15 protein-coding genes are annotated in these 26,276 nt (G+C 47.8%); 10 read left to right on the top strand and 5 right to left on the bottom strand.

Going from position 1 to position 26,276, the window contains the following annotated elements:
- Positions 1-31 precede the first annotated feature (31 nt).
- The gene (locus tag AS151_RS12425; protein ID WP_071517385.1) at positions 32-1,621 is read right to left on the bottom strand and encodes an iron uptake porin; all 1,590 of its coding nucleotides are present in this window, start codon (positions 1,619-1,621) and stop codon (positions 32-34) included.
- Between the two features lie 439 nt (positions 1,622-2,060).
- Here AS151_RS12425 and ureG point away from each other — a divergent pair, with 439 nt between their 5' ends.
- The 7 genes from ureG to AS151_RS12385 all read left to right on the top strand — a co-directional run bounded on the left by ureG (position 2,061) and on the right by AS151_RS12385 (position 9,780).
- A complete protein-coding gene (ureG, locus tag AS151_RS12420) occupies positions 2,061-2,699 on the top strand; it encodes an urease accessory protein UreG (protein ID WP_071517384.1) in 639 nt (212 codons plus the stop codon).
- Between the two features lie 351 nt (positions 2,700-3,050).
- Positions 3,051-4,376: an urea ABC transporter substrate-binding protein gene (urtA, locus tag AS151_RS12410; protein WP_071517382.1), complete on the top strand. Its 1,326-nt coding sequence runs from the start codon at positions 3,051-3,053 to the stop codon at positions 4,374-4,376.
- A gap of 79 nt (positions 4,377-4,455) precedes the next feature.
- Entirely contained in the window at positions 4,456-5,598 is a 1,143-nt protein-coding gene (locus tag AS151_RS12405) for a branched-chain amino acid ABC transporter permease (RefSeq protein ID WP_071517381.1), read from the top strand.
- 20 nt (positions 5,599-5,618) lie between these two features.
- Positions 5,619-6,815 (top strand): urea ABC transporter permease subunit UrtC, encoded by a 1,197-nt coding sequence (gene urtC / locus AS151_RS12400; protein ID WP_071517380.1) that lies wholly within the window; start codon positions 5,619-5,621, stop codon positions 6,813-6,815.
- The gene (urtD, locus tag AS151_RS12395; protein WP_071517379.1) at positions 6,812-7,561 is read left to right on the top strand and encodes an urea ABC transporter ATP-binding protein UrtD; all 750 of its coding nucleotides are present in this window, start codon (positions 6,812-6,814) and stop codon (positions 7,559-7,561) included. Before urtC ends, urtD begins: the two co-directional genes overlap by 4 nt.
- Positions 7,561-8,259, top strand: a complete 699-nt coding sequence (gene urtE, locus AS151_RS12390) for an urea ABC transporter ATP-binding subunit UrtE (protein ID WP_071517378.1) — start codon at positions 7,561-7,563, stop codon at positions 8,257-8,259. The genes urtD and urtE overlap by 1 nt, the downstream gene beginning before the upstream one ends.
- Before the next feature lie 9 nt (positions 8,260-8,268).
- Positions 8,269-9,780 (top strand): NAD(P)/FAD-dependent oxidoreductase, encoded by a 1,512-nt coding sequence (locus AS151_RS12385; RefSeq protein ID WP_071517377.1) that lies wholly within the window; start codon positions 8,269-8,271, stop codon positions 9,778-9,780.
- 1,024 nt (positions 9,781-10,804) lie between these two features.
- Here the strand turns inward: AS151_RS12385 and AS151_RS12370 are convergent.
- The 3 genes from AS151_RS12370 to AS151_RS12360 form a co-directional block, all read right to left on the bottom strand.
- On the bottom strand, positions 10,805-11,098 hold the full coding sequence (locus AS151_RS12370; protein ID WP_071517374.1) for a hypothetical protein: 294 nt from the start codon (positions 11,096-11,098) through the stop codon (positions 10,805-10,807).
- A 14-nt stretch (positions 11,099-11,112) separates the two neighbouring features.
- Complete coding sequence (locus AS151_RS12365) at positions 11,113-12,375, bottom strand: type IV pilin-like G/H family protein (protein WP_071517373.1); 1,263 nt, start codon at positions 12,373-12,375, stop codon at positions 11,113-11,115.
- 165 nt (positions 12,376-12,540) lie between these two features.
- Positions 12,541-13,542, bottom strand: a complete 1,002-nt coding sequence (locus AS151_RS12360) for an aldo/keto reductase (protein WP_071517372.1) — start codon at positions 13,540-13,542, stop codon at positions 12,541-12,543.
- 110 nt (positions 13,543-13,652) lie between these two features.
- Between AS151_RS12360 and AS151_RS21565 the strand changes: the two genes are divergently transcribed.
- The 3 genes from AS151_RS21565 (at position 13,653) to AS151_RS12350 (ending at position 23,051) form a co-directional block, all read left to right on the top strand.
- Positions 13,653-13,913 (top strand): hypothetical protein, encoded by a 261-nt coding sequence (locus tag AS151_RS21565; RefSeq protein ID WP_139240637.1) that lies wholly within the window; start codon positions 13,653-13,655, stop codon positions 13,911-13,913.
- 322 nt (positions 13,914-14,235) lie between these two features.
- Positions 14,236-20,157, top strand: coding sequence for a hybrid sensor histidine kinase/response regulator (locus AS151_RS12355; RefSeq protein ID WP_071517371.1), 5,922 nt, complete (start codon positions 14,236-14,238; stop codon positions 20,155-20,157).
- Positions 20,158-20,309: 152 nt separating this feature from the next.
- Entirely contained in the window at positions 20,310-23,051 is a 2,742-nt protein-coding gene (locus AS151_RS12350; protein ID WP_071517370.1) for an MASE1 domain-containing protein, read from the top strand.
- 152 nt (positions 23,052-23,203) lie between these two features.
- On the opposite strand, the gene glgP is transcribed toward AS151_RS12350, so the two are convergent.
- On the bottom strand, positions 23,204-25,771 hold the full coding sequence (gene glgP / locus AS151_RS12345; protein ID WP_071517369.1) for an alpha-glucan family phosphorylase: 2,568 nt from the start codon (positions 25,769-25,771) through the stop codon (positions 23,204-23,206).
- Positions 25,772-26,276 lie beyond the last annotated feature (505 nt).

Below are 26,276 nucleotides of genomic sequence, written 5' to 3'. Positions count from 1 at the left end.
CCCACCCACCCACCCAGGAAGCAGGAAGCAACTAGAACATAAACGTGGTGCGGATCGTTCCTAAGATTGTATCGTCGGCATCATCTTCCCCATTGGGAGATGTCAGCCAGACCACACCAGGCGTAATGGAAATATTGTCGTTGAGCCGGTAGCGGTAAAATCCTTCCACATGCCAGGCAACATCGTCAGCATTAGGTTCGGCAGCACTGCCGTTGAGACCACCGACATAGGGTTCTGCCCCCACAATCAAGCCGGCAAGATTGCCTTCTTGTCCCAAATCAGGAAATGCCAAACCCAAACCGTAATACCAAATTTCCGCATCATCGCTGCCTTCGGTTTCGGAGGCATCCGTGTATCCACCAAAGGCATTCATTACAAAGCGAGAAGACAAGCGCCAAGACCCTTGCAAACCAAAGGAGTTGGTAATGGTCGCAGCACCAGCGCCAAAGGGTTGAACGCCGTTGTTGGTCCCAACGCCCAAATCGAAGATGGCCGTATCGCTGCCTCGTTCGCTAAAGTAAGCATTTACGTAAGTAAAAGCCAGTTGAATATCGTCGGTGGGTTCAAAAGTAATTTGTCCCAGGGCAGAATATTCACCGTTAAACAAGCCCGTTCCTAGACCGGAGTCAGAAGAATCGCCACCAAAGTAACCGGCGGAAATGGTCAGTTGGTCGCTCAGTTGGTAGTTGGCACCAATACCGCCACCGGCCGCCAAGCCGATTTTGTAGATGGGACTCGATTCACCAAAGCTGGTGAGGGCGTTGTTGGCACCGGTGAAACCTTCCAATTCCGGGCTAATGGTGGGTACGAAGTCCTGCCATAAGGGGAATGCCGCGGGCAAATATACTTGAATTTTATCGCCGATGGGGAAATAGTATGCCATCCAACCTAGCTCGAAGCTGTTGCCGCTGTCGAAATTATATGTAAAAGCTCCTTGGTTGGTCCCCCCGACAAATTCGGCATTGCCGGCATCCAAACGTACGTTCAACTGGTCTCTGCCGGTGAAGCTGGCAACAAAGTTCAAACGCGCCCGACCTTGGAAGACGGTTTGGGTGTCTCGGTCGTCGTTGAAAGAGTCGCTGAGGGCAAAGACAGCTTCGCCGCTGAGTTTGGTGGTGGTGGAGAATTGGTTGGCTTCTAGTTCCGCGGTGCGCGCTTCCAAACTATCTACACGACCGCGCAAGGTAGCCAGTTCGGCTTGGAATTCTTCTTGCAGCCGTTGCAGGGTAGCTAGGTCTTCTTGTCTTACGAGGTCGGCGGTACTTTGTTCGATGAGCTGGGTCATCACTTCCATACAGGCATTCAAGCCAGCAGCAAATTCGTAGCGCGTCATGGCTCGGTTGCCCCGGAAGGTGCGATCGGGATAGCCGGCAATACAGCCGTAACGTTCGACTAAAGATTGCAAAGCCTGAAATGCCCAGTCGGTGGGTTGTACGTCTCGTAGCTGGGAAACGGAGGTAACTTGAGATAGCTCGTCATCTGCAAAATTTGGTGTAGATGCTTGTTGTTGTAACTCGGAAACAGGCGTTGGGTCTGCTGCTGTTGCTGGGAGGACGTACAAACTGGGAATTGCCAGAGCTGCTGGCGCGATCGCCGCGATCGCTGGGAATCTGTGGAACATAGTTCCTCTCCTCACACAATAAAAAGATTCTCGGTACGGGGTCAGAAACGATTAAGTCTTGGTTAAGATACGAGAAAATTCTAGGGGAAAGAAGTATTTGGGGCTACAAAAATGCAGGAAAATTCTCTAAGTGTCAAAAATTTCTATATATTCGATCTGAATTGGTTTGTTTCGTGTAGACAATATATATGTTTTCTTTCAAAAAAAGATGCGATCGCTGAGAGAAAAATCGATCGAAATTCAATCCTATGAAAAATTTGGCTTTCTGGTGGAGGCGAATGGCTGTTTTACCGTCGCGCAGCCCCAATCATTTCGATAAAATACAGTATGAAGCTCAACCGCCAGACATCGATTTTTTAGATTTTCTTTGTAATTGTATAATTTTTAACAGCTCGCCAATGGCTTATCCTACTAGATAAAGAAATGGAGGGAAATAGAGATGGCGAACGTACTGCGAATTGGTGTTGCCGGTCCTGTGGGTTCTGGAAAAACGGCGTTGGTGGATGCCCTATGCAAAGCTTTGCGATCGCGCTACCAAATTGCGGTGGTCACCAACGATATTTACACCCGAGAAGACGCGGAATTTTTGGTGCGATCGCAAGCCTTAGAAGCCCACCGCATTCAAGGGGTGGAAACCGGCGGCTGCCCCCATTCCGCCATTCGCGAAGATGCTTCCATGAATTTGGTTGCGATCGCGCAGTTGGAAGAACAATTGTCCGATTTGCAGTTAATTTTCATCGAAAGCGGCGGTGACAATCTGGCAGCCACCTTCAGTCCGGAACTTGCCGATTGTACCATTTACGTCATCGACGTAGCTGCCGGCGACAAAATCCCCCGCAAAGGCGGTCCTGGCATTACCAAATCCGATCTGTTGGTTATCAACAAAACCGACCTGGCACCCTACGTGGGCGCAGATTTAGCGGTGATGGAACGGGATGCCCAAGCCATGCGTGGCGAAAAACCGTTTGTTTTTACCAATTTAAAAACCCAAACCGGTTTGGAAAAAGTCGTAGAATTTATAAATAACTTAATCGTTATATCGCAATCAAAACCAATTGAAACCAACCAACAAACTTGAAGGATGGTGGCGGCAAAATTGCTGGGAAAATGCCCCAGTTAAGGGAAGAGTTTGATTTTTTGTATCGTAGAATACATTATTTTTCCAGCACTCCATCATAGGATTGACAACCAATCGATAAGTTTTTTTGCGGCGATCGCGCCATCTATCCTTAGCCAAAAACTGGAAAAAAGCGATCGCCATCCTAGGCAAAAAGAACCCCCTTTTTTCTTCAAAAAATCCAAGTAGAAAAAACCGATTGCAGGAGCCAATCCAGCAGCGGCAAAGCCAAAAGTCCAGCATCTCAAAACCGCACCCAACCACAAACATTTTTGCTTGGGAGCAATGAAAAGATAGGAGCAAAAAATCAATATGGCTCGTAGATTCAACCGACGTAAATTTCTACTATATGGTTCTGCTAGTTTGGGCGCTAGCCTCTTTTTAAAAGCCTGTGGTGGCGGCACCGATACAACCGCCGGCAACAACGGCGAAACCAGCGACACCAGCACCGAAACAGCAGCCACAACTGCCAGTGGCGATACCATCAAGGTAGGCATTTTGCACTCCCTTAGCGGTACCATGGCTATTAGCGAAACCACCGTGGTGGATGCGGAAATGCTAGCCATTGAAGAAATCAATGCCGCCGGCGGTGTCTTAGGCAAACAAATCGAACCCATCAGAGAAGACGGTGCTTCCGACTGGCCAACCTTTGCCGAAAAAGCCAGCAAGCTAATCGAACAAGACAAAGTCGCTACCGTCTTTGGCTGCTGGACATCCGCCAGTCGCAAAGCGGTTAAACCGGTGTTTGAATCCAAAGACCATATGCTGTGGTATCCCGTGCAGTATGAAGGTCAGGAATGTTCCAAAAACATCTTCTATAGTGGTGCGGCCCCCAACCAGCAAATTCAGCCAGCAGTAGACTGGCTTTTAGAAAACAAAGGCAACCAGTTCTTCCTCATCGGTTCTGACTACGTATTTCCCCGCACCGCCAACACCATTATCAAGCAACAACTCAAAGCCAAAGGCGGCGAAACCGTTGGCGAAGATTATTTGCCCCTGGGAAGTACGGAAGTAACCCCGATTATCACCAAAATTCAAACTGCTTTACCCGATGGTGGCGTAATTTTTAATACCCTCAACGGCGATAGCAACGTTGCTTTCTTCAAACAAATGCAAGGTGCTGGTTTGACACCAGATAAATATCCGGTTATGTCGGTGAGCGTTTCCGAAGAAGAAGTGCGTCAAATCGGCAGAGAGTTTGTACAGGGTCACTACGCCACCTGGAACTATTTCCAAACCGTAGATACCCCGAAAAACCAAGAGTGGGTGAAGAAATTTAAAGACAAATACGGCGAAGACCGGGTGACCAACGACCCTATGGAAGCGGCTTACAACATGGTATACATTTGGAAGCAAGCCGTGGAACAAGCGGGAACCGCTACCGACTTAGAAGCCGTACGTCAGGCGGCCTACGGTCAGAGTTTCGATGCCCCCGAAGGCAAAGTCACCATGAATGCCAACCATCACTTGTCTAAGTGGGTGCGCGTGGGTCGCGTCCGTGAAGATGGTTTGTTTGAAATTATCTCGGAAACCGATGGTGCTGTCGAACCGAAACCCTGGAACCAATACGTTCCGGAAACCAAAGGCTTCGCCTGCGACTGGTCCGATCCGGAAAAAGGCGGCAAGTATAAAATTTAGCTAGGCATAGCGGGGGCAGCCAGAGGAAACTGCCCCCATCTTACCGTTCGATTTTTGGCGTGTTTGGGGGAACAGAAAGTTGCTGCTCTTTTTCAGTAGCGTTTTCAACGGCATCAGCATTGGTTCGGTATTGCTGCTGGCGGCATTGGGACTGGCAATTGTGCTGGGACTGATGGGGGTGATTAATTTAGCTCACGGAGAACTAATGATGTTAGGTGCTTACACCACCTATGTCGTGCAAAATGGGTTTGCCTGGCTGGGAGAAAGCTGGCTAGAGTTTTATATTTTTGCCGCTTTGCCAGCCGCTTTTTTCGTAGCAGCGTTAATGGGACTGATTTTAGAACGGGGCGTTATTCGTCATTTGTACGGCAGACCTTTGGAAACCTTACTGGCTACTTGGGGTATTAGTTTAATTTTGCGCCAGTTTGTGCGTAGCGTCAGTTGGAATTTCGCGATCGCCATTGGTTTGTTTTGTTTGTTATTTTTTGGATCGCAGTGGCTATTGCGGCGCTACACCCAATGGGAAAACATTCACAAGCGCGCAATCGGAGTATTGTCCGTTTTAGCTGCTGGCCTTGCCATTACCGCTGGTGTGGCGTTGCAAAGTCAGGAATTCCTGGCAAAACCCTGGTTTGGCGCGCAAAACGTGGATGTCACCGCGCCGAATTGGTTGCGGGGAGGCTTACCAGTGGGAGGCTTTCAACTGCCTTACGCACGCTTGTTTATTATTGGACTAACCATTGTGTGTGTGTTGGGAACCTACTGGTTTCTCAACCGGTCTAACTGGGGATTGCGCATTCGCGCGGTTACCCAAAATCGCAGCATGAGTTCCTGTCTGGGAATTCCCACCGCCAAAGTGGATGCGCTGACCTTTGCCATGGGGTCGGGATTGGCAGGCATTGCCGGTTGCGCCATTACCCTGTTGGGGTCGGTAGGTCCCAACGTAGGCGTGAATTACATTGTCGATACATTTATGGTGGTGGTGGTTGGCGGCGTTGGCAAAATTGTTGGCAGCGTGGTCGCCGCTTTGTTGATTGGTACAGCCAACTATTTGATTGGTTCGGGAGTGATGGCATTGGTATTTTCCGATTGGCAAGCCATTGTAGATTTTTTCAACTTTTTTGCCACCACCAGTATGGCGAAAGTCATGGTTTTTGCTTTAATTATCGCCTTTTTACAAATCCGTCCGGCAGGCTTGTTCCCGCAGAAAGGACGATCGTAGCAATTTGGTAGGATGAGTGTATGACTTGGGATACTGCGATCGCGAAAGGAACCTATAAAAAAAGACAGCGTAAAAAAGTCTTGCTAGAAACCGGCATCGTCATCGCGATCGCTTTTCTTCTAGCAGCCATTATCCCTTTAATTTTACCAACATTTCGACTCAACTTGTTGGGCAGATTCTTATCCTTAGCGATCGTAGCTTTGGGAATCGACCTCATCTGGGGATACACCGGATTGTTAAGTTTGGGTCATGGCATCTTCTTTGGCTTGGGAGGATATGCCTTTGCCATGCATCTAAACTTGCAGCTACCCGAAGGTCAAATTCCCTCCTTCTTTTCCCTCTACGGCGTACAAGAATTGCCCTGGTTTTGGCAGCCTTTCCATTCCTTTCCTTTTTCCATCGTCGCTATCTTCTTAATTCCCAGCATCGTCGCCGGTTTATTTGGCTATTTGCTATTTAAAAATCGCATTCGCGGCGTTTACTTCTCCATCGTCACCCAAGCCGCCTTGCTAGTATTTTACAACTTCTTCAACGGACAGCAAAAACTCATTAACGGGACCAACGGATTAAAAACCTCCACCACCAATCTTTTCGGTACCTATCAAGTAGGTTCCGACAGCGTACAACTGGTATTTTATATCATCACCGTCATAGCCGTTGCCCTTGCCTATGCCTTCTGCCGATGGTTGATTGGCGGACAATTTGGCCGCTTGTTAATTGCCATTCGCGATGATGAAAATCGGGTTTTGTTCTCTGGCTACAACCCCACCGGATTTAAAGTTTTGGTATTTGCTATTTCTGGGGGATTGGCAGGCATTGCCGGTGCTTTATATACCGTGCAGTCGGGAATTATCACCCCGCAATCTTCCATGGAAATCGCCTTCTCCATCGAAATGGTAATCTGGGTTGCTGTCGGCGGTCGCGGTACTCTAGTTGGTGCTATCTTAGGGACATTACTGGTACGGTTTGCGCAAACTTTTCTCAGCGAACAATTTCCCGAAATTTGGCTATTTTTCCAAGGCGCTTTGTTCTTAATTGTGGTGACTGTTCTTCCCAACGGCATCATTGGCTGGCTGCGTCAAGACGGGATTTTTTACCTGCGTCGTTGGTTGGGAATGGATAAATACCTCGCCACCTATCCACAAATTGAAGCCAACCCAGAAGTGCAACAGGAACGCGAAGAAACCGTTGAAGATAGCCATCAAGAAAAACCATGAACCCCATTTTAGAAATTCAAGACGTCACCGTTTCCTTTGATGGGTTTAAAGCCATCAACCATCTCAATTTAACTTTATACGAAGGGGAACTGCGGGTTCTCATCGGACCCAATGGTGCTGGCAAAACCACATTGCAGGATGCTATCACTGGTAAAGTCAAACCCACCAGCGGTTGTATCTATTTCAAAGGCAAAGATTTGCGGCGTTTTCCCGAATATAAAATTGCGCGTTTGGGAATTGGTCGCAAATTTCAAACTCCGCGAGTTTATTCCAATCTCACCGTTTGGCAAAATATAGAACTGGCAGTAGTTCCCAATAAAACCGTTATTGCTAGTTTGTTTTCCCGGCGCACCAAATCAGAAAAAGAAAAAATCGGTCGGCTGTTAGAAATTGTGGGTTTAACCGCCAAAGCCAATATCCAAGCTGCCTTTTTATCCCATGGGGAAAAACAGTGGTTGGAAATTGGCATGTTGGTCGCGCAAGACCCGGAACTACTATTAGTAGACGAACCAGTAGCAGGAATGACCGATGAAGAAACATTTTTAACCGGAGATTTGTTGGTATCTTTGTCCGAATCCCATACCATTTTGGTTATCGAACACGATATGGAATTCGTACGCCAACTCAACCGCCACGTAACAGTTTTGCATGAAGGTTCGGTTCTGTGCGAAGGAACCATGGAAGAAGTCCAAAACGACCCGCGAACCATTGAGGTTTATTTAGGAAAATCGGAGGAAGTAGCCTAATGTTGCAGGTATCGAGTTTAAATGTTTTTTATGGCGAAAGTCACATTTTGCGCGATATCGATTTAAGCGTTGAAGCTGGGGAAATGGTATGCGTTATCGGTCGCAATGGGGTGGGAAAAACAACGTTGATGAAAGCAATTATGGGGTTGCTTTCGCCGCGTGGGGGAACGATTGTATTTGATGGGGAAAAAATTAATAAGAAAACGCCGGACCGTCGTGCGAGAATGGGAATTGGTTACGTTCCCCAAGGTCGGGAAATTATCCCCCGATTGACGGTTAAAGAGAATTTATTATTGGGATGGGAAGCGCGTCAAAAAACGGTGAAAAGTTCTAAGATTCCCGAGGAAATTTTGGAATTATTTCCGGCTTTGCGGTCCATGTTGGGAAGGATGGGGGGAAATTTAAGCGGCGGTCAGCAGCAACAATTAGCGATCGCGCGTGCTTTAATGGGAAAACCCCGTTTGTTAGTATTGGACGAACCCACCGAAGGCATCCAACCATCGATTGTGTTAGAAATTGAAAATGCCATCCGGCGCATTGTGGAATCGGAAGGCATTTCTGTGTTATTAGTAGAACAGCACTTGCATTTCGTGCGCCAAGCCGATCGCTACTATGCTTTGCAAAGAGGTGGCGTGGTAGCTTCGGGACCAACCAGCGAGTTGAGTCAAGACACGATCGCGCAGTTCTTGGCAGTTTAAGGAAAGCTGATGGTAGATTGGGATGTTATCGTTGTAGGCAGCGGTATTGGCGGCTTGGTTGCTGGCGCTTTGCTGGCGTGTTACGGTCGGCGGGTGTTGGTTTGCGAAAGCCATACCGTTCCTGGTGGTGCCGCGCACGGTTTTTCTTATGAGGGATTTCGCTTCGATACCGGACCTTCGTTTTATTGCGGTCTTGCCGATACCAACAGCGTCAATCCTTTACGGCAAGTGTTGCAAGTTCTGGGAGAATCGATAGAAGTGGTTCCCTATTCGCCGCTGGGAATTTATCATTTTCCCGAAGCCAAGTTTCCCGTATATGGAGATTTGCAAAAATATCTAGAAGCGATCGCGCAAATAACCTCACAAGGTGCTAGGGAATATCAAAAATTTGCCCAAGAACTGTTAGACTTGTATAAAGGCTTGCAAGCAGTTCCCACTTTAGCATTGCGGTCGGACTGGCAGGCAATTTTTACCCTGATGCGCTACATTCCGGGGTTGCTGTCGTTGCTTCCCCATCTGGGAATGGTACAAAAATCCGTCGGCGAAGTCATGGACCGCCATGTCAGCGATAGCTTTGTGAGAAGGTTAATTGATGTAGAATGCTTTCTGCTGTCGGGATTAAAAGCACGCGGTACCATTTTACCGGAAGTTGCCTTTATGTTGGGAGAACGCGATCGCGTAGCCATCGAATATCCCATCGGCGGCAGCGAAGCCATTGTCGCCGCTTTGGTGAGGGGATTGCAGCGTTGGGGAGGCGAACTGCGCCTGAAAACCCACGTAGAACAAATTCTCGTAGAAAACGGTCGCGCTTGCGGCATTCGTACCCGCAAAGGCGAAACCATCACCGCCAACACCGTCATTTCCAACGCTACCCTCTGGGATACCTACGAACATCTTTTGCAACCCCAAGATTTGCCAGCAGATTACCGCAGAAAAAGCTTGCAAACGCCAGCGGTGGAAAGTTTCATACACCTACATTTGGGCATTCGCGCCACCGGATTGTCAGATTTAAACGGTCACCATGTGGTCGTTCGCGATAGCAACCAAGATATTACCCTTCCTGGCAATACTTGCATGATTTCCATTCCCAGCGTTTGGGATGCCAATTTGGCACCAGCAGGCCACCATACCATTCACGCTTATACCTTAGAACCCTATACCGGCTGGCAGCGAGACCGCCACTACCACCAGAAAAAACAAGAAAAAGCCGAATCTCTCTACCAAGCTTTGGAAAAAGTAATTCCCGACATTCGCGATCGCGTGGTGGTAGAATTGATTGGTACGCCTTTGACCCATGCGCGTTATTTGCGTCGCTACCAAGGCACCTACGGACCAGCGATTGCTTGCGAGGAAGGTATGTTTCCCAGTACCCAAACGCCTATTCAGGGGTTGTATCGGGTTGGCGACAGTACCATGCCAGGCATTGGCGTTCCTGCTGTAGCAGCATCAGGGATTTTGTGTGCCAATACCCTGGTTGGCGTTTCTCAAGTGAACAATCTGTTGGATGAGGTGATGGGGTAGAAAATGGTAGGCAGAAAATATTCAAAGTCAAAAAAGTGTAGACCCCGGAAAAATCGCTTTGATATTGATATCTAAGTTCGTGATGTCGCTTTTGTACAAAAATGGCAACCCGATCGAGAATATACGAAAAAATATACCTTTCGTGATAGTATGAACTGCGAGCTTAATTGAAATCAAACTGTTTTATGCATTTCCTTTTTCAAAAACTATTCGCTGCTAGTGCCACCATTGGCATCGCGACAATTGGGACAATTGGTTTTGCCGAACCTGCGTTAAGTCAGCTTTATGGATGAACTCCGCTGTTTGCGGGTTAAGTTTTCCTCGCCAATGTGATTTCGGCTTTTGGCATCCGCCGCACTGGATTTTCTAGAATCACCTAGACCTGTTTAACGACGAACGACAGAGCTTCAGGCTGGACCGCGAAAGGTGTCATGACCGAAATAACGGAGTCTGCTACGAGACCAAGGCTGGACGAACCGAACGCAATCGACACGAATGTCATTTTTTGTCCAGTGATTGGGTTAGTCCTAGCAATATCTTTTTGGGTGTAGGATATCATGCCATACGCGGGATTAACGGACAAGTAGGGATTCGCTTTTAACTGCTACCAGAGGTGCCTATGGGTTGGTTGTTTTTCCCACTGGTGGCATTTGTTGGTATTTTGTACGAACAAAATTCTATTTTTGCGCAGGTTAGATGTTTGGGTAAAGGCGTCCGCGACCTCCCCTTTTTTATGGCGATGGAACACCACCACCCTATGTCTAGGATCGATTTTCCTCTATTTTTTCAAATTTGTCAATACTTTCTGGGAAAGTTAGTCTTTTGTTCTTTTTCACTCAATCAATCCATACAGCCGAGAGACAACGCTGCCACGAGTTCCTTACACATTGCTGGCGACACGTCTTGCCAATAAGGGAGACGGGGTATCGCGCTTGGAAACGTCAATATCCAACGCGTATTCGAGTGGAGTAAGTTGAAACGAACAGAGTGGCGATTTCCGATCGCAAAACTGCTTGTAATGCTTTTAAATCCCATTTTTGGGAAAGAAGATAGTATCAATTGTGATGCGGGTAAAGCCTTCCTTACCGTGTGTTGTTGTTAGGGGAAGTTTGCGTTCTGCTTCTACATTCAAGCGATCGTAAAGACCAATAAAAACCCGATTGCCTCCCGTGGCAACGCCAATACCAACTTGGCAATCAGTATCTTTGAACGGCGGAAACTCTTGTTCGAGACGGCGTACAACTGATAGCGAAATCGCAATTTCTTTCGCGGAAATATCTTTGGAGAAATTGTTCGAGCGGAGTGCGATCGCATTCATAAGTATGCCACCCCTCAAAGCAACCAAATCAAAAAGTAATTATTCCTCGCCTTCTCCACCTCATCAATAATAATATTGGGAAGGAATTCTAAGACATTTTGCGATACGCTTTCGCGGATGCCATCGGGAACTGAAGTGTCAAAACTTAAATAGGCATTTCCTGGTTTGCGGTCGTAGGCATACAAACGCTTGGGTTCGCTGACTGCTTCAAACTGCAATACTCGAAATCCTTGGTCTCCCAGACGGTCTTTTAGACGAGTGGCTTGTTCGCGAATGCTATCTTCATTGCGATACATGAGAATGACACCGTAGTTTTTGTGGCGTTCAATTGCCGATAGTTTGGCGGGATATTCTACCAGACCACCGGTACAATCAATTTGACCGCTATCAGCAATTTCGGGGGTTGGTGGGGTGCCGGAAACGGTTTCCGTGCGGCACAAATCGGCAGTGATGCTATTATTGCTATCGTTCAAATAAATTACGCTGGTGAAACTTTTTAAGCGATCGGGATATTTGGCTTTAGCTGTAGCGATCGCTACATTTTTATCGGCTTTTTCGATTTGATAGTCGTAAAATTTTCCCCGGGAAAACCGTTCCAAATCCAGTTGCAAGTCTTCCCAACTTTCCGCAAAGCGATCGTTTTTCAAGCGATAGGATTGTTGGATGCGATTGGTAACATCCAAAATATTTTTCGCTCGCAGTTCTACCGCCGTTGGTGGTATTTTCATTAAAGGATGCGGCGAAGTTTCCCCCTGAAGACCGGCACATTCTTGAGCTTTTTGCGTGCAACCTAAATAAATGGTATGCTCCCCCCATTGCAACCAAAACTCTTGCGCGTCTTGGGGAGTTTGAAAAAGGAGAACGCTGCTAGCACTGTTTCCCGGTTCGATATCGGCGTCAATTGCTTGAAACCTTCTTTCCTGACGGAATTGTTCGATGGTATCGCTTTCATAGGGTTGGTATTGGCGACCTTGCGCGTCTTGCAGAAGATATTCGCCAGCTAATGAACTGGTATCGGTTTGGGAGGTATTGGTTCCTGTTACTTCTACCGCCACCCAAGTATCCATTTCTGCGGGAGAAAGACGATTTTCCGAACGGCTGTTGATATATAATTCTTCCTGTCGGTACCAATTTTCTATTTGGAGTTCTTGGTTGTTGGTTGGAGAGGCAAATTTTTGCTGAATTTCCAACTGTTGTCGGCTGGTTTCCGGGGTACAGCCAAAGAGGATAAGGGTACTTAGGGTTACGGCAGTAGATGACAGGAAACGTTTGACCATCAGCTTTTCCAAAAACGAACCTTCCAAATATCAAAAACAAAACTTGGAAATGGAGATAATTTTCAGCAAATCAATTAGCAATTTATTATAGCATTTTCTCTAGGTTCGGTGGTTACCAGGACAACCTTTGTGGTTGCCCCGATGTGTCGTTTGGTGGAAAAAATCCTAGGAAGCGGTTGCTTGTTGGCGGCTGGGAGGGGCCATGAATTCCGGACCCACAGGGTCTTTAATGGTTTCTGTGAGGATGCGATCGATCTCTGCAAAGTCATCTTCTTGCAATGACCAGCCAGCGACCCGGTCAACAGTTTCCAATTGTGCGGGATTTCTGGCTCCCCACAGAGCAACGCTGACGCCGCGGTCCAAAATCCAACGCACGGCTAAGTCAATAACACGCTTGTTGTAGTTTTCCTGAGCAAATTGATCCAATTTATCCACAGCTTCGAGATACTGTTGGTAGCGGGGAGATTGGAATTTGGGATCCATTTTGCGCAAGTCGTCCCCTTGAAACTGACGCTTGGGAGACATTTTACCGCTCAGTAATCCCCGACAAAGGGCACCGTAGGTGATGAGAGCAATACCGCGATCGCGACAGTAAGGCAAAACATCGCTATCGATGCCGCGTTCAAACAAGTTGTAAGGGGGTTGGTGGGAATGCAGAGGAGCAGCATTTTGGAATTGCTGCATTTGTTCGGGGGAATAGTTGCTGGTGCCGATGGCGCGAATCTTCCCTTGTTCGTATAATTCCTTTAAGGCCCCTGCCGTTTCCTCAAAGGGAACCACCGGATCGGGCCAGTGAACTTGATAAATATCGATATAATCGGTTTGCAATCGTTGTAAGGAAGCGTCGATTTCTTGGAAAATGCGATCGCGGGTACACTTGCGAAAGATGCCGTCGTCGTTTTTCTCCAAACCTACCTTGGTAGCAAGAACCACCTCATCCCGCTGGCCATATTCAGCAATGGCTTTGCCGACAATTTCTTCCGAACGACCGAACCCGTAAATGGGAGCTGTATCTACCAATGTAACACCGCGTTCCAGTGCACAGAGAATGGCGTCAATGGATTGCCTTTCTTCCGTTCCACCCCACATCCAACCACCAATGGCCCAGGTTCCCAAACCAACGCGGGAAACCGATTTGTTGAGAGGACCAATGTTTGTGTATTCCATAATCAGCTTGCCTACCGTTGCATCTGCTAGAGGAATTTTAACAAAAAAATAAAATCCACCGATGGGACTGTAAAAACGAGGATAGCTTTCCCTACCAGATTGACACTCTCATGAATTCTATTCGTGAGATGCTCGCTTCATTAGACAAAATGGACAGAAACTCGCTCAAGAGCTTTCAAATTCAGTACCTCGGCAAAAATGCTGTCAGCTTGGTTGCACAAATAAATGGTAGCACAGGTGGCTTTTCCTTCCTGCTGGGAAAGAGACAGGGCTTTCAAGCTCCCGTATTTTCACGAAAAATACGGTTTAGAGAAAATTTTTTTGATATTTCGCGATCGCAATCTCGTAGAAAACACGTAGAAAACACGTAAATTAGCTCGCTCCCATCAAATTCGGTTCGTAGCTTAACATATCTTAAATGTATAGAAAGATTTTGGGATAAAATAGGGAGCGGTAGTTCCCTCTGGAGGCGGTCAATCGATCTCAAAAAGTCAACAATGGGCGAAATCAACTAAAAATCCTACATGGCTGGCAAGCTGGGATGGCTGATGCGGGTCAACGATTCTTCTATGTACGACCGTGGGTTGCGGCTGAAACTTGCCGGTATCTTCTCCACCAAATGCGAACTTTGGTTCTCAATCTCTTATTTCCGATATAAACCTTCACAGTATCCTTATTTTTGGTTTGCATTTTATGGATCTCGATGGATACGAAGTATTGGCTTTGGTTTCCGATAGCGAAACTTCACAGGTTTACCGTGGCTTGCGCGTAGCAGACCGCCAACCGGTCATGGTTAAAATTTTCAAAAGCGATCGCCATTCCCCCGCACAGTTGCGACGCTACCAACAAGAATACCACCTGTTGCGCCAGCAAAACATCCCAGGTGTTCCCCAAGCCTACGAACTGCGAACCTACAACAAAAGCCTCGCCATGATCTTAGAAGACTTTGGCGGCATTTCTCTACAAGCGTGGCTGCAGCAGAGGCAGCAACCCCTATCGGTGGATGAATTTCTGCCGTTGGCTATCCAAATTACGGACAGTTTATCCCAAATCCACGCCCAAAATATCGTTCATAAAGATATCAACCCCAGCAATATCGCCTTCAACCCTGAGACTGGGGTGGTCAAAATTATTGATTTTGGCATTGCCACCCAACTCAGCGGCGAAACCCCCACCCCCAACCATCCCAATACCCTAGAAGGAACCATTGCTTATCTATCTCCCGAACAAACTGGCAGAACCAATCGTACCTTAGACTATCGCACAGATTTTTACTCCCTAGGCGTCACCTGCTACGAACTTTTGTGCGGGGAATTACCTTTTGTAGGAAAAGATTCCTTGGAATTGGTTTACTGTCACCTGGCGAAATCGCCGCCTGCGGTCACCGAAAAGCGACCGGATATCCCAGCAGCGATCGCACAAATTATAGAAAAACTCATGGCAAAAAACGCCGAAGACCGCTATCAAAGTACTGCTGGCTTGCAAGCGGATTGGGAACGCTGCCGGAAGCAGTGGCAACAAAGGGGAACCATCTGCGAATTTCCCCTTGGCGAACAGGATTTTGCGAACCAACTGCAAATTCCTCAAAAACTCTACGGTCGGGAAAAGGAAATCGAGATGCTGCTGGCTGGATTTGACCGAGTAGCCAACCAACAAACCGCCGAATTGCTTTTGGTTAGCGGTTACGCTGGCATTGGCAAAACGGCTTTGGTCAAGGAAATTTACAAACCCATCACCGAAAAGCGGGGATATTTTATTTGGGGAAAATTCGACCAATTTCAACGCCACATCCCCTACGCTGCCATTGTGGATGCCTTTGCCGGTTTGGTGAGGCAGTTGCTGGCAGAAAGCGAAACCCGGCTGCAGCAGTGGCGGGAAACATTGCAAGCGGCTTTGGGGAACAACGCACAAATTATTATTGACGCAATTCCAGAAATAGAAGCAATCATTGGTCCACAACCGCCAGCACCAGCGTTGGGAATGACGGAATCCCAAAATCGCTTTTATTTGGTTTTCCAGCGATTTATTCGTACGTTTTGCGCGCCAGAGCATCCCTTGGTTATTTTTTTAGATGACTTGCAGTGGGCGGATGCGGCTACGTTAAAATTCATAGAACGTACGATTGGCGATCGCGATCTGGCTCACTTGCTATTTGTGGGTGCCTATCGGGATAACGAAGTGGACCCCGGTCATCCCCTATTGCTGGCTTGGCAAAAACTGCAACAACAAAATGCCACCGTCACTCACATACAACTGCCTCCCCTCACCGCCAACCACATCAGCCAGCTGATTTGCGATACCTTTCGCCACCAACTGCAAAGCAACCCGTTTCCCCTCGCCAATCTGACTGCGGAAAAAACCGGCGGCAATCCTTTTTTTATCAATCAGTTTCTCGCTACTTTATACGAGGAAAGCTGCCTGTGGTTTGATGCCAAAGCCAAGGTTTGGCAGTGGGATATAGGCCGCATTCAAGCCAAAGGCATTACCGACAACGTGGTAGCATTGATGGTGGAAAAGTTGCAAAAACTACCTGCCACCACCCAACGGATTTTATCCCTAGCTGCCTGCATCGGAACGAAATTTGAACTCACCCTGCTTTCGCAAATTGCTGGCGATAGCAAAGCCAACATCGAACGCCAGTTGTTACCTATAGTGCAAGCGGGATTTTTGCTGCCGACTTCCCAGTTGGATATCGATTTGTCCGTTGCTACCTACCGATTTTCCCACGACCGGGTACAGCAAGCGGCGTATAGCTTGTTACCGGAAGCGGAAAAAAAACAAATTCACCTGCAAATCGGTTGCCTCTGGCAGCAGGAAACCGATGCGGAAAAATACGAGGAACGGCTGTTTGCCATGGTGGATCGGTTGAACCTAGGGGTAGCACTGGCAAATGCTTCGCAACGGGAAGCGATCGCGCATTTAAACCTGCAAGCTGGCAAAAAAGCCAAAACTGCCACCGCCTACACGGCCGCCGCTAGCTACTTGCAAGCCGGTATGGACATTGTACAACAAGAGTTCGGCGAAAACAACTGGCGCGATCGCTACCAACTCACCCTAGAATTGCACGTGGAAGCCATGGAAACGGCTTATTTAGGGGGCGATTTTTCCAAAATGCATGCTTGCTTTGACACCATCGAGCAACATGCCCGTTCTATTTTAGATCGTGTCGCCGCCTATGAAAACCTCATGCAATTTTATATTTCCCAAAACCAAATGCAATCGGCTTTGCATTTAGGAAAGCAAGTGCTGCAACAACTCAAAATTTCTATCGATAGCACGCCACCAGAAGCAGCCAACTTAGATACCCTCTACCAACTACCTCTCCTTCAAAATCCTAACAAGCGATCGGGATTAAAAATTCTCAGCCATATGGTCGCAGCTGCCTATTGTTCCGATCCTTCCCTGCATCCGCAAATTATTTTCACCATGGTCAACATTTGCCAGCACCACGGTCATTCTACCATTGCTCCTTTTGCTTACGTACAGTATGGCTTGTGTTTGTGCGCAACTTTGGAAAATATTTCCCGCGGCTACCAGTACGGCAAGTTAGCCTGGAAATTGTTGGACCGCTTGCAAGCCAAAGCCGTCAGCTGCAAAGTAGGATTGGTCTTTAACACCTTTATTCGCTGTTGGCAAGAACACCTGCAAACCACCATCGACCCCCTCGATGCCAGTGCGGAAGATGGTTTGGAGACTGGCGATTTGGAATTTGCCGGTTACAGCCGCATGATGGCAGCACTGTATACCTTCCATTTAGGCACGCCACTTCCCTTCGTACAAGAAAAGCTGCTGGCGAATGCCAATTTTGCCCGCCGCATCAATCAGGAACATCCCTATATTAACAGTTGTATTTACGGACAAGTAGCAGAAAATTTACAAGCGCCGGCCTGCCAAAATCGAGAACTGACGGGAACTTGGATGCGGGAAGCGGATATGCTAGCTTGGTTGAACGAGAGTAACAATCATGCCAGTTTGTTTGTATTTTATCTAGCCAAAATTATACTTAGCTATACATTTGGCGATTTTGCTGCCAGCTACCTTTACAGCCAACAATCGGAAACTTACGAAGCAGCAGCGGTGGGTATCTATTATTTATCGGTTAAATCTCTTTACGAGTCGTTGGCTTTGTTGGCACTTTATCCCCATGCTAGTACCACAGAACAACCAATATATTGGCAGCACGTTACTGCCAACCAAGAAAAAATGAAAATTTGGGCCAGCCACGCTCCCCAGAATTTCCAACACAAGTTGGATCTAGTGGCTGCCGAACAAGCTCGACTTTCCCACCATCCCTGGCAAGCCGCACAAGCCTACGAACGCGCGATCGCAGGTGCTCGATCCAATGGATACTTGCAGGAAGAGGCTTTGGGTTGGGAGTTGGCGGGTGCTTTTTACCACGCACAAGGTATGGAAACCATTGCCAAAATCTATCTCAAAGAAGCTTTTGATAGCTATCAACGGTGGGGTGCTTGGGCAAAAACCAGCTTGCTCGCCGGTCAATATCCCCACTGGCTGGCTCAAGAAAAGGAAATTAGACCGCAAAAAGATTCTACCAGTTTTTCAGATAGCAACCAAACCCTGGATTTGGCTACAGTTATCAAAGCCACCAGTGCCATTTCCAGCGAATTGGTTCTCGATAAATTGCTGGCTTCTTTGATCGATACATCGGTGGAAAATGCCGGCGCGCAACGGGGAATGTTTATTCGCGCTACCAACAACCAACTCCTGGTGGAAGCCAGTAAAAACAGCGAAACTGAACCGCCACAAGTGCGCCAATCTATCCCGGTAGAACAGTATACTTCTCGCTTATCTGTTCGGATTGTGAACTACGTGGCTCGCACGCGGGAGACGGTCTTGTTAAATGAAGCTACAGAATCGGGAAATTTTGTCGATGACCCGTACATCCAACAAAACCAACCCCAATCCTTGTTGTGTGCGCCGTTGGTCAATCAAGGGAAACTGCAAGGAATTCTTTATTTAGAAAATACCATTACGCGGGGCGCTTTTACGGAAAGTCGCTGGGAAATTTTGCGAATTTTAGCAGTGCAAGCGGCGATTTCTTTAGAAAATGCCTATTTGTACGAGCAGTTGCAGGACTATTCTAAAACACTAGAACAAAAAGTGGAAGCGCGCACGGCGGAACTGGCGGTTGCCAAGGAACAAGCCGATGCGGCAAATGCGGCGAAAAGCGAGTTTCTGGCGGCTATGAGCCACGAATTGCGCACGCCACTGAACGGGATTTTGGGATATGCCCAAATTCTACAGCGATCGCCAGAAATTTCTGCAAGCGATCGCCAAAGTGCGAAAATCATTAACGACTGTGGTTCCCATTTACTGACCCTCATCAACGATATCTTGGATCTATCCAAAATCGAAGCCAAGAAAATGGAACTGCATTTGGCACCTTTCCACTTGCCTTCCTTTCTGACTGGGGTCGTGCAAATGTGTCGCATTAAAGCACAGCAAAAAGAACTTGCCTTTTGCTACTTAGCCGACGAGGCATTGCCGAAAATGGTGGTAGGAGACGAACAACGGCTGCGGCAAATTTTGGTCAATTTATTGGGAAATGCTGTGAAATTTACCAATGCAGGCAATGTTACTTTTCAGGCGACTGCGATAACTAGAGAAACGACAAGCGATATGGGTCATCCTACTGCCACCATTCGCTTTGAAATTCAGGATACCGGTATGGGGATCCCACCGGAAAAAATTGACAATATTTTTCAACCGTTCGAGCAAGTCACTCCCGATAACCGGCAAATACAAGGAACGGGATTGGGTTTGCCTTTAAGTCAAAAACTTGCCCAACTTATGGATAGCCACATTCAAGTTCGCAGTACTCCTGGGTATGGCAGTACTTTCTGGTTGGATGTTGTGCTTCCTGTGGGGGAAGAAAGCACCCAACAAACGAAGCCAAGCGATCGCTTTGACAGCCATTCTATTGTAGGCTATCGCGGGAAAAAACGACGCATTTTGGTAGTAGACGATTGCTGGGAAAATCGTGCCGTTTTTGCTAATTTCTTGCAACCGTTGGGATTTGAAATTGTAGAAGCCACCTATCCATCTGCCATATGGCGCAAAAGTCGAGAATTGCCCCCCGATTTAGCGATTACCGATACCTCGGTTTTTCCAGAAAACGAAGCCGACTGGCTGCAACAACTGCGCCAAGCGCCAGAACTTGCCAAAATCCCTATTATTGTCTCCTCTGCCAACGTTTTTCCCAGCCATCGGGAAAGATTTCAAAAAGCCGGCGGCGACGATTTTCTTCCCAAACCAGTGGATTTTGCAGAACTGCTACAAAAACTGGCTTTCCATCTGCAGCTACAATGGATTCTCCAAGAAACAACCCCAGCCATCTCTAACGAAGAAGAATCGGAATCTGACAGTATCGAAGTTTTGTTCTTACCGTCTATGGAAGAACTAAATTACCTCCAAGAACTAACCCGCAAAGGCAGTTTGAGAAAACTGGAAAAATACGTTCGCGGTTTATCCCAAGCTGACCCAAAGTTACAGACTTTTGCTCGGAAAGTTGCCCGGCTAGCCAGTAGATTCCAAGAAACGGAATTGCTAGAATTTTTAAAAACCTGTAGTACGCAGAGACAACAGCAACAATAATTGGTTTTCTCGGGGAATATGGGGGGTTAACCGATCTCATAGTAGCGGTTTTGGTTGTCTCCAGTTGTTGTGATTTCTAAAAGACCATGGATTTCTCTAGTTTGTCGTCTTGGTTACGAAACCCTACGATCGCCAAAAATCTTCTGGCTGCTGTGCTTGCACTTCTGGCGAGTCAAGTTGGTTTCTATTTGCTAACCTTACCGGATGGAAAGGCAGCGGTGGTTTGGATTGCTTCGGGAATTGCGATCGCATGGATAGCCATCTTTGGCTTGCAAGTTCTGCCAGGTTTGTTCCTAGGTTACTTCATTGCCAACCTAATCTACTATAACTTATCTGCTGTCAGTCTCCTTCTTCCTGTTGGGGTGGCTCTAACCAACACCAGCGAAGCTGCATTGGGAGGTTGGATTTTACGTCGTTTCAGCCAACCGCCTTGGTTGAGTCAATTAAAAGACGCTTTTATTTTTATTGGCATCGTCGCGATCGCCCCTCCCCTCGCCAGTGCTACCCTGGGAGGAATCATCTTATGTGCCACCGAACAAGCTCCTTGGGACCTTTTCGGACGCATTTGGCAAACTTGGGTGGTCGGTAATATTACAGGAATTTTTGTAACCACGCCTCTATTTCTTACCTGGAGCGAAGGATCTCCTGGAAATTGGGTGCAATCGAAATACCAAATTGTCGAGTTGGTATGGCTGCTAGGGGGTGCGATCGCTTTTACAAATATTACCTTTACACAATCCCTCTCTCTAGAATACTTGTTACTGCCCCTGCTGGCTTGGATAGCCTATCGTTTCAACCGGCAAATCGTGACTCTATCGATTGCCATCCTCTCGGCACTAGCCATCTGGGAAATTACCACCAAAAACGCTAACCAATTTGTGGAAACTTCCATGCTAGAAGCCATCACCTCCTTTCAACTGTTTCTCAGCGTCATTACCCTGACCATTTTAAGCCTGTCAACTGTTTTGTACGAACGGCAGCAAGCACAAATCCAGCTACAACAAGCTAACCAACAGCTGGAAAAACAAGTTCAAGACCGCACAGCTTCCTTAAAAAACAGTGAAGAAACGTTACAAAAACAAGAAACTTTTCTCCGCAAAGTCATCGATACCAATCCCAACGTTATTTTTGTTAAAGACAATCGAGGTCGTTTTCGGCTAGCCAACCAAGCTTTGGCCAATGTTTACGGAACCACCATTGAAGACTTAATCGGCAAAACCGATGCCGACTTCAACCCCAACCGCCAACAAGTGGAACAATTTCACCAAGACGACCAGCAGGTTATTCGTTCTGGCGAAACGCGTATTCTCGAAGAAAGCGTCACCAATGGTAATCGGCAACTGCGTCATTTTCAGACCATCAAAACGCCTTTGCAATTACCAGAAACTCAAGAAACCTACGTTCTGGGTGTAGCCGCTGACATTACCGAACGCAAACAAGTAGAATCGGAACTGGAACACGCACGTCAAGCCGCCGAAGCCGCCAACCGTGCCAAAAGTCGGTTTCTTGCTACCATGAGTCACGAACTGCGTACCCCCCTCAACGGCATTTTGGGCTACGCTCAGATTTTACGCCGCTGTGCGACCATTAGCGAGAGCGATCGCCAAAACGTGCAAATCATCGAAGAATGCGGTTCCCACCTGCTGACCCTCATCAACGATATTTTGGAACTTTCTCAAATCGAATTGCAAAAGCTGCAACTGCATCCCAGCGAGTTTCACCTGCCTTCTTTGCTTGCTCGCATTGTGCATTTATACCAATTTCAAGCTAACCGCAAAAATATTACCCTCACCTACGAACCCGACCCGCAGCTTCCCGAAGCGGTATATGCCGACGAAAAACGGCTGCGACAGGTGCTGACTAACTTGCTCGACAACGCAGTTAAATTTACAGAAGTCGGTAACGTTACCTTTCAAGTATCTATTTTAGAAACACAACCCACCAATTTTGCGGAAACAGCAACCAACCAACGCCTGCGCTTTCAGATTCAAGACACGGGAGTAGGCATCGATCGCGAACAATTAGAACAAATTTTCCAACCTTTCGAGCAAATCGGCGAACTCAACCAAAAGTCAGCAGGAACGGGATTGGGATTATCTCTAAGTCAAAAAATAATAAATCTCATGAATAGCGAAATTCAAGTTATTAGCGAACCGGGAGTAGGCAGTATTTTCTGGTTTGATGTTGATTTTCCCTTGGCGCAACCCAGCTCTCAGCTAGGTATGTCAATCCAGCAGAGGCAAGTCACCGGTTACCAAGGTTACACCCGTTGCCTGTTGGTGGTAGATTCCCAACCAGAAAACCGCGCCGCGATCGCAGATTGCTTGCAACCGTTAGGATTTGATATTGTAGAAGCAACAGACACTACCAGTGGCATCCGCCGGGCGCAGGAATTGATACCCGATCTAATTCTAACCAAAGCCACTTTTCCTAACAGCGATCGCTTTTACCTGGTGCGGCAAATTCGGCAAAGCCAATACTTGGCCCATCTTCCCATTATCGTATTGCTAGATACTTCCCAAACTAGCGATCGCCGACAAAGCATCGCCGCCGGTGGCAACGACTTTTTATCGCACCCCATCGACCCGGCAGAACTCTTGCAAAAATTAGAAAAACACTTACAATTGCAGTGGATCTACCAAGAGAAATCCCCAACCCCCCAACCCTCCCCCGCAAGCAACGAAGACCCCCCCACCATTCCCCCTGCCGACGCAATAGAAACCCTGTACCAACTCACCCGCAAAGGGAGTTTAAAAAAAGTTCAAAAATACGTTGCCTCTCTACAGCAACGAGATCCCCAACTGACCAGCTTTTCCCAAAAAGTCCTCCAATTGGCCCGCTCCTTCCAAGAAGAAAAACTACTAGAGTTCCTGGAAAAACACCATCCCAATTGAGGGGATCAAAGCAACAATCCGCAAAACAACGATTGTCCGGAATTTCCCCATTGCCCTGGTAGGGGCGCTCATAGCAAATCCCAAAAAAAATAAAATCCCCCCAAAAACTACCTGAGGGGATTTCTCAACCTAAAAGAGAGCAGCGAAAAAGCCTATCCTTCGGCACCTTCAGCCCATAAAATCAAACGCGGCTCGTATACGTTGCTCAAATTGTCGTGTTGGGGAAGCACTCGGAGAGAAAATCCTTGTAAGCCGGAAGAATCGTAACTGATGTTGCCGGTGTAAATGCTAATGTTGTCTGGATTTTGTCCTTGGTATTGCATGCCCATGGGTGTACCATCAGTAATTTCCCCATCTTCATTGACGCTGCCTACATACAGCTGTACCTGTACATCTTGGGGGTTGAGTTGGCCCAAATCAATAAGTGCCTTCACCGCCACATTTTCATTTACCTGAATATCAGCCGGTGCCGAAATATCAATATCGCGGATTTTCATTTCGTACCAATGCTCGAACAGATGGTGTTTCCAACTGGCTAGCTCTTTGGCAGGCTGGCACTTATCCTTGGTAAGGGCATGGTAGCGATCGCTTGCTTCAAAATAATGGAAGGCATACTCGCGTACCATGCGTGCCGTATTGAACCGCGGCGTATTCAACCGGATGGCATCCTTCATCTTCTTCACCCAGCGACGGGGCACATCTTCCTCATCGCGATGTTCGTAAAACAGCGGTGCTACCTCTTGTTCCAGCAAATCGTACAGAGCATTCGCTTCCACCCGGTCTTGATACTCCCGGTCTTCGTAAACCTCCCCATTGCCAATGGGCCAGCCAGTACGCACGTAATCCGCCTCATTCCACCAGCCATCGAGAATACTGAGATTTTGTAACCCATTCATCGCCGCTTTCATGCCGCTGGTTCCCGAAGCCTCCCGGGGTCGGCGGGGATTGTTCAGCCACACATCGCAACCGCACAGCATTTTGCGGCAAACATGAATATCGTAGTCAGGAATAAACACCACATGGTCGTGCATGCCATGTTCGCGGATAAAGTGAATGATATCGCGAATCATCTCTTTACCCGGTACATCCTTGGGATGGGCTTTCCCAGCAATCACAAACTGGACCTTCTTATCCCGCATGATATGCTTGATACGTTCCAAGTCCCACAAAAACAGCGTTGCCCGCTTATACGTAGCAAAGCGACGGGCAAACCCAATGGTCAAATAGCCGGGATCGAGTACATCTTGAGCCTTGGCAATTTCCCAAGGAGACGCCCCAATATCTTGCATCCACTGTTGCAACTGTTCCCGGGCAAACACCACCAACTCGGAACGGCAGCGTTCGTGCAACCGCCACAGTTCGTCATCGGGAATCGAATCAATACGTTCCCACAAAGGGTGGTCGCTGGGAGCAGAAGACCATTTGGGACCCAAATAGCGGTCGTATAGTTCCTGCACCGGTTGGGCAACGCAGCTGCGCGCGTGCACGCCGTTGGTAATGGAAGTAACGGGAACTTCCTGCACGGGGAGATTGTGCCACAACCCCTTAAAGATTTCCTGGGAAACCTTACCATGAAGCTTGCTGACACCATTGATAAAACTCGCCATTTTAATAGCCAGAATCGCCATGTTAAATGGTGCCTCTAAATCCCCGGGATTTTCCCGTCCTAAAGACAGAAACTCCTCCGCAGACATGCCAAATATATTGGCATAGTGTCCCAAGTAGTAGGTCACCTTATCCGGCGGAAACATATCGAACCCAGCAGGAACAGGCGTGTGGGTGGTAAACAAGCTGCTGGCAATCACCACTTCCTGGGCTTCGGAAAACGACAGCCCATCTTCTTGCATCAGGCAGCGAATGCGTTCGAGGGTCAAAAACGCCGAGTGTCCTTCGTTCATGTGGTAAACAGAAGGTTCGTATCCCAACACTTTCAAAGCACGCACGCCGCCGATGCCCAGCATAATTTCCTGGTGGATGCGAATATCCAGGTCGCCGCCGTAGAGTTCGTCGGTAATATCGTGGTCGTAGGGATTATTGGGTTCGATGTTGGTATCGAGCAAGTACAGGGGCACCGTACCCACCTGGCAGCGCCAAATTCGCGCGTAGACCTGCCGACCCGGATAGTCAACGGTAATGCGCAATTCGTTGCCCTCCGCATCCCTTTCTAGATGCAGGGGCATGTTGTAGAAGTCGTTGATGGGATAGCGTTCCTGCTGCCAGCCGTCAGCGTTGAGATATTGGGCAAAATATCCTTCTTGATAGAGCAATCCCACTCCAACTAGGGGCAATCCCAAGTCGCTGGCTGATTTGAGGTGGTCCCCCGCTAGAACGCCCAAACCGCCAGAATAAATGGGCATGCAATCGGTTAAGCCAAATTCCGCCGAAAAATAGGCGTAGCATTCCGATTGGGGCGGATTGGAGCGATTTTTGCGATACCAGCGGCGGTCTCGGAGATAGTCATCGAGCTGGCTTTCGGCGCGTTCCATTTGCGCTAGGAACCCTTCATCCTCCGCCACTTCTTTGAGGCGTTCTTGACTGATGGTTCCTAGCATTAACACGGGATTGTGGCGGCTGGATTCCCACAAATCCCGGTCCAAACGCCGGAATAGGTCTTTCGTTTCTACGTTCCAGTCCCAGTGGAGGTTGTATGCCAGTTTGCGCAGTTTTTCCAACTGCGGCGGTAGGGAGGGCGAAACGTTAAATGTACGAATTGGTTGCATATGTCAAATCTTAGAAAATAGAAGTATTCGGCACTGTGGAAATGGTGGCCAATCGGAAGTTGAAAACCAAATCTAGAAAGCAGCACAAGTCAAGTTGGGGATAGGTAAGGGTTCGCAAAAACCGTTGCACAAATGCTATCTATGTTGTCTATTGTCGATCAACTTGGCAGGGACGGTTGCCGATCTTAACGGAAGTTTTTGAAGTTACCCCATGAATCGGGAGCTTGAAAGCCCTGACTTTTCACGCGCAGGGATGAAAAGCAACCCGTGCGGCGGTCGCCACCGTTAAAATCAAGTTGAGGTCTACAATCTAAAAAAGCAGGCGAAATTTTTTTTATCTATTTTCGTACATCATGTTGCCTCTCAGCTACGAATTCTCCCCTCAAGCCGACATGCCGCCAGGCTCAAAGGTAGAGTCGTAGTGGGAAATCTGTCGGCAAGTTGGCAATGATGGGCTGAGAGAACGCCAAGATGGGCTCAAATCCCGAAAATTGCCTGTCAACGC

Source organism: Geitlerinema sp. PCC 9228, from assembly GCF_001870905.1.
In the GTDB taxonomy this organism is placed as follows: domain Bacteria; phylum Cyanobacteriota; class Cyanobacteriia; order Cyanobacteriales; family PCC-9228; genus PCC-9228.
The sequence above is the reverse complement of the archived record's forward strand: the minus strand, read 5'-3'. Positions and strand labels throughout refer to the sequence as shown.

What these genes read in the sequence shown, in the direction of transcription:
- urtC (WP_071517380.1), top strand. Translation starts at nt 5,619, where the DNA reads ATGACTTGGGATACTGCGATCGCGAAAGGAACCTATAAAAAAAGACAG.
- ureG (WP_071517384.1), top strand. Translation starts at nt 2,061, where the DNA reads ATGGCGAACGTACTGCGAATTGGTGTTGCCGGTCCTGTGGGTTCTGGA.
- urtE (WP_071517378.1), top strand. Translation starts at nt 7,561, where the DNA reads ATGTTGCAGGTATCGAGTTTAAATGTTTTTTATGGCGAAAGTCACATT.
- AS151_RS12385 (WP_071517377.1), top strand. Translation starts at nt 8,269, where the DNA reads ATGGTAGATTGGGATGTTATCGTTGTAGGCAGCGGTATTGGCGGCTTG.
- urtD (WP_071517379.1), top strand. Translation starts at nt 6,812, where the DNA reads ATGAACCCCATTTTAGAAATTCAAGACGTCACCGTTTCCTTTGATGGG.
- AS151_RS12370 (WP_071517374.1), bottom strand. Translation starts at nt 11,098, where the DNA reads ATGAATGCGATCGCACTCCGCTCGAACAATTTCTCCAAAGATATTTCC.
- AS151_RS12365 (WP_071517373.1), bottom strand. Translation starts at nt 12,375, where the DNA reads ATGGTCAAACGTTTCCTGTCATCTACTGCCGTAACCCTAAGTACCCTT.
- urtA (WP_071517382.1), top strand. Translation starts at nt 3,051, where the DNA reads ATGGCTCGTAGATTCAACCGACGTAAATTTCTACTATATGGTTCTGCT.
- AS151_RS12355 (WP_071517371.1), top strand. Translation starts at nt 14,236, where the DNA reads ATGGATCTCGATGGATACGAAGTATTGGCTTTGGTTTCCGATAGCGAA.
- AS151_RS12360 (WP_071517372.1), bottom strand. Translation starts at nt 13,542, where the DNA reads ATGGAATACACAAACATTGGTCCTCTCAACAAATCGGTTTCCCGCGTT.
- glgP (WP_071517369.1), bottom strand. Translation starts at nt 25,771, where the DNA reads ATGCAACCAATTCGTACATTTAACGTTTCGCCCTCCCTACCGCCGCAG.
- AS151_RS21565 (WP_139240637.1), top strand. Translation starts at nt 13,653, where the DNA reads ATGAATTCTATTCGTGAGATGCTCGCTTCATTAGACAAAATGGACAGA.
- AS151_RS12425 (WP_071517385.1), bottom strand. Translation starts at nt 1,621, where the DNA reads ATGTTCCACAGATTCCCAGCGATCGCGGCGATCGCGCCAGCAGCTCTG.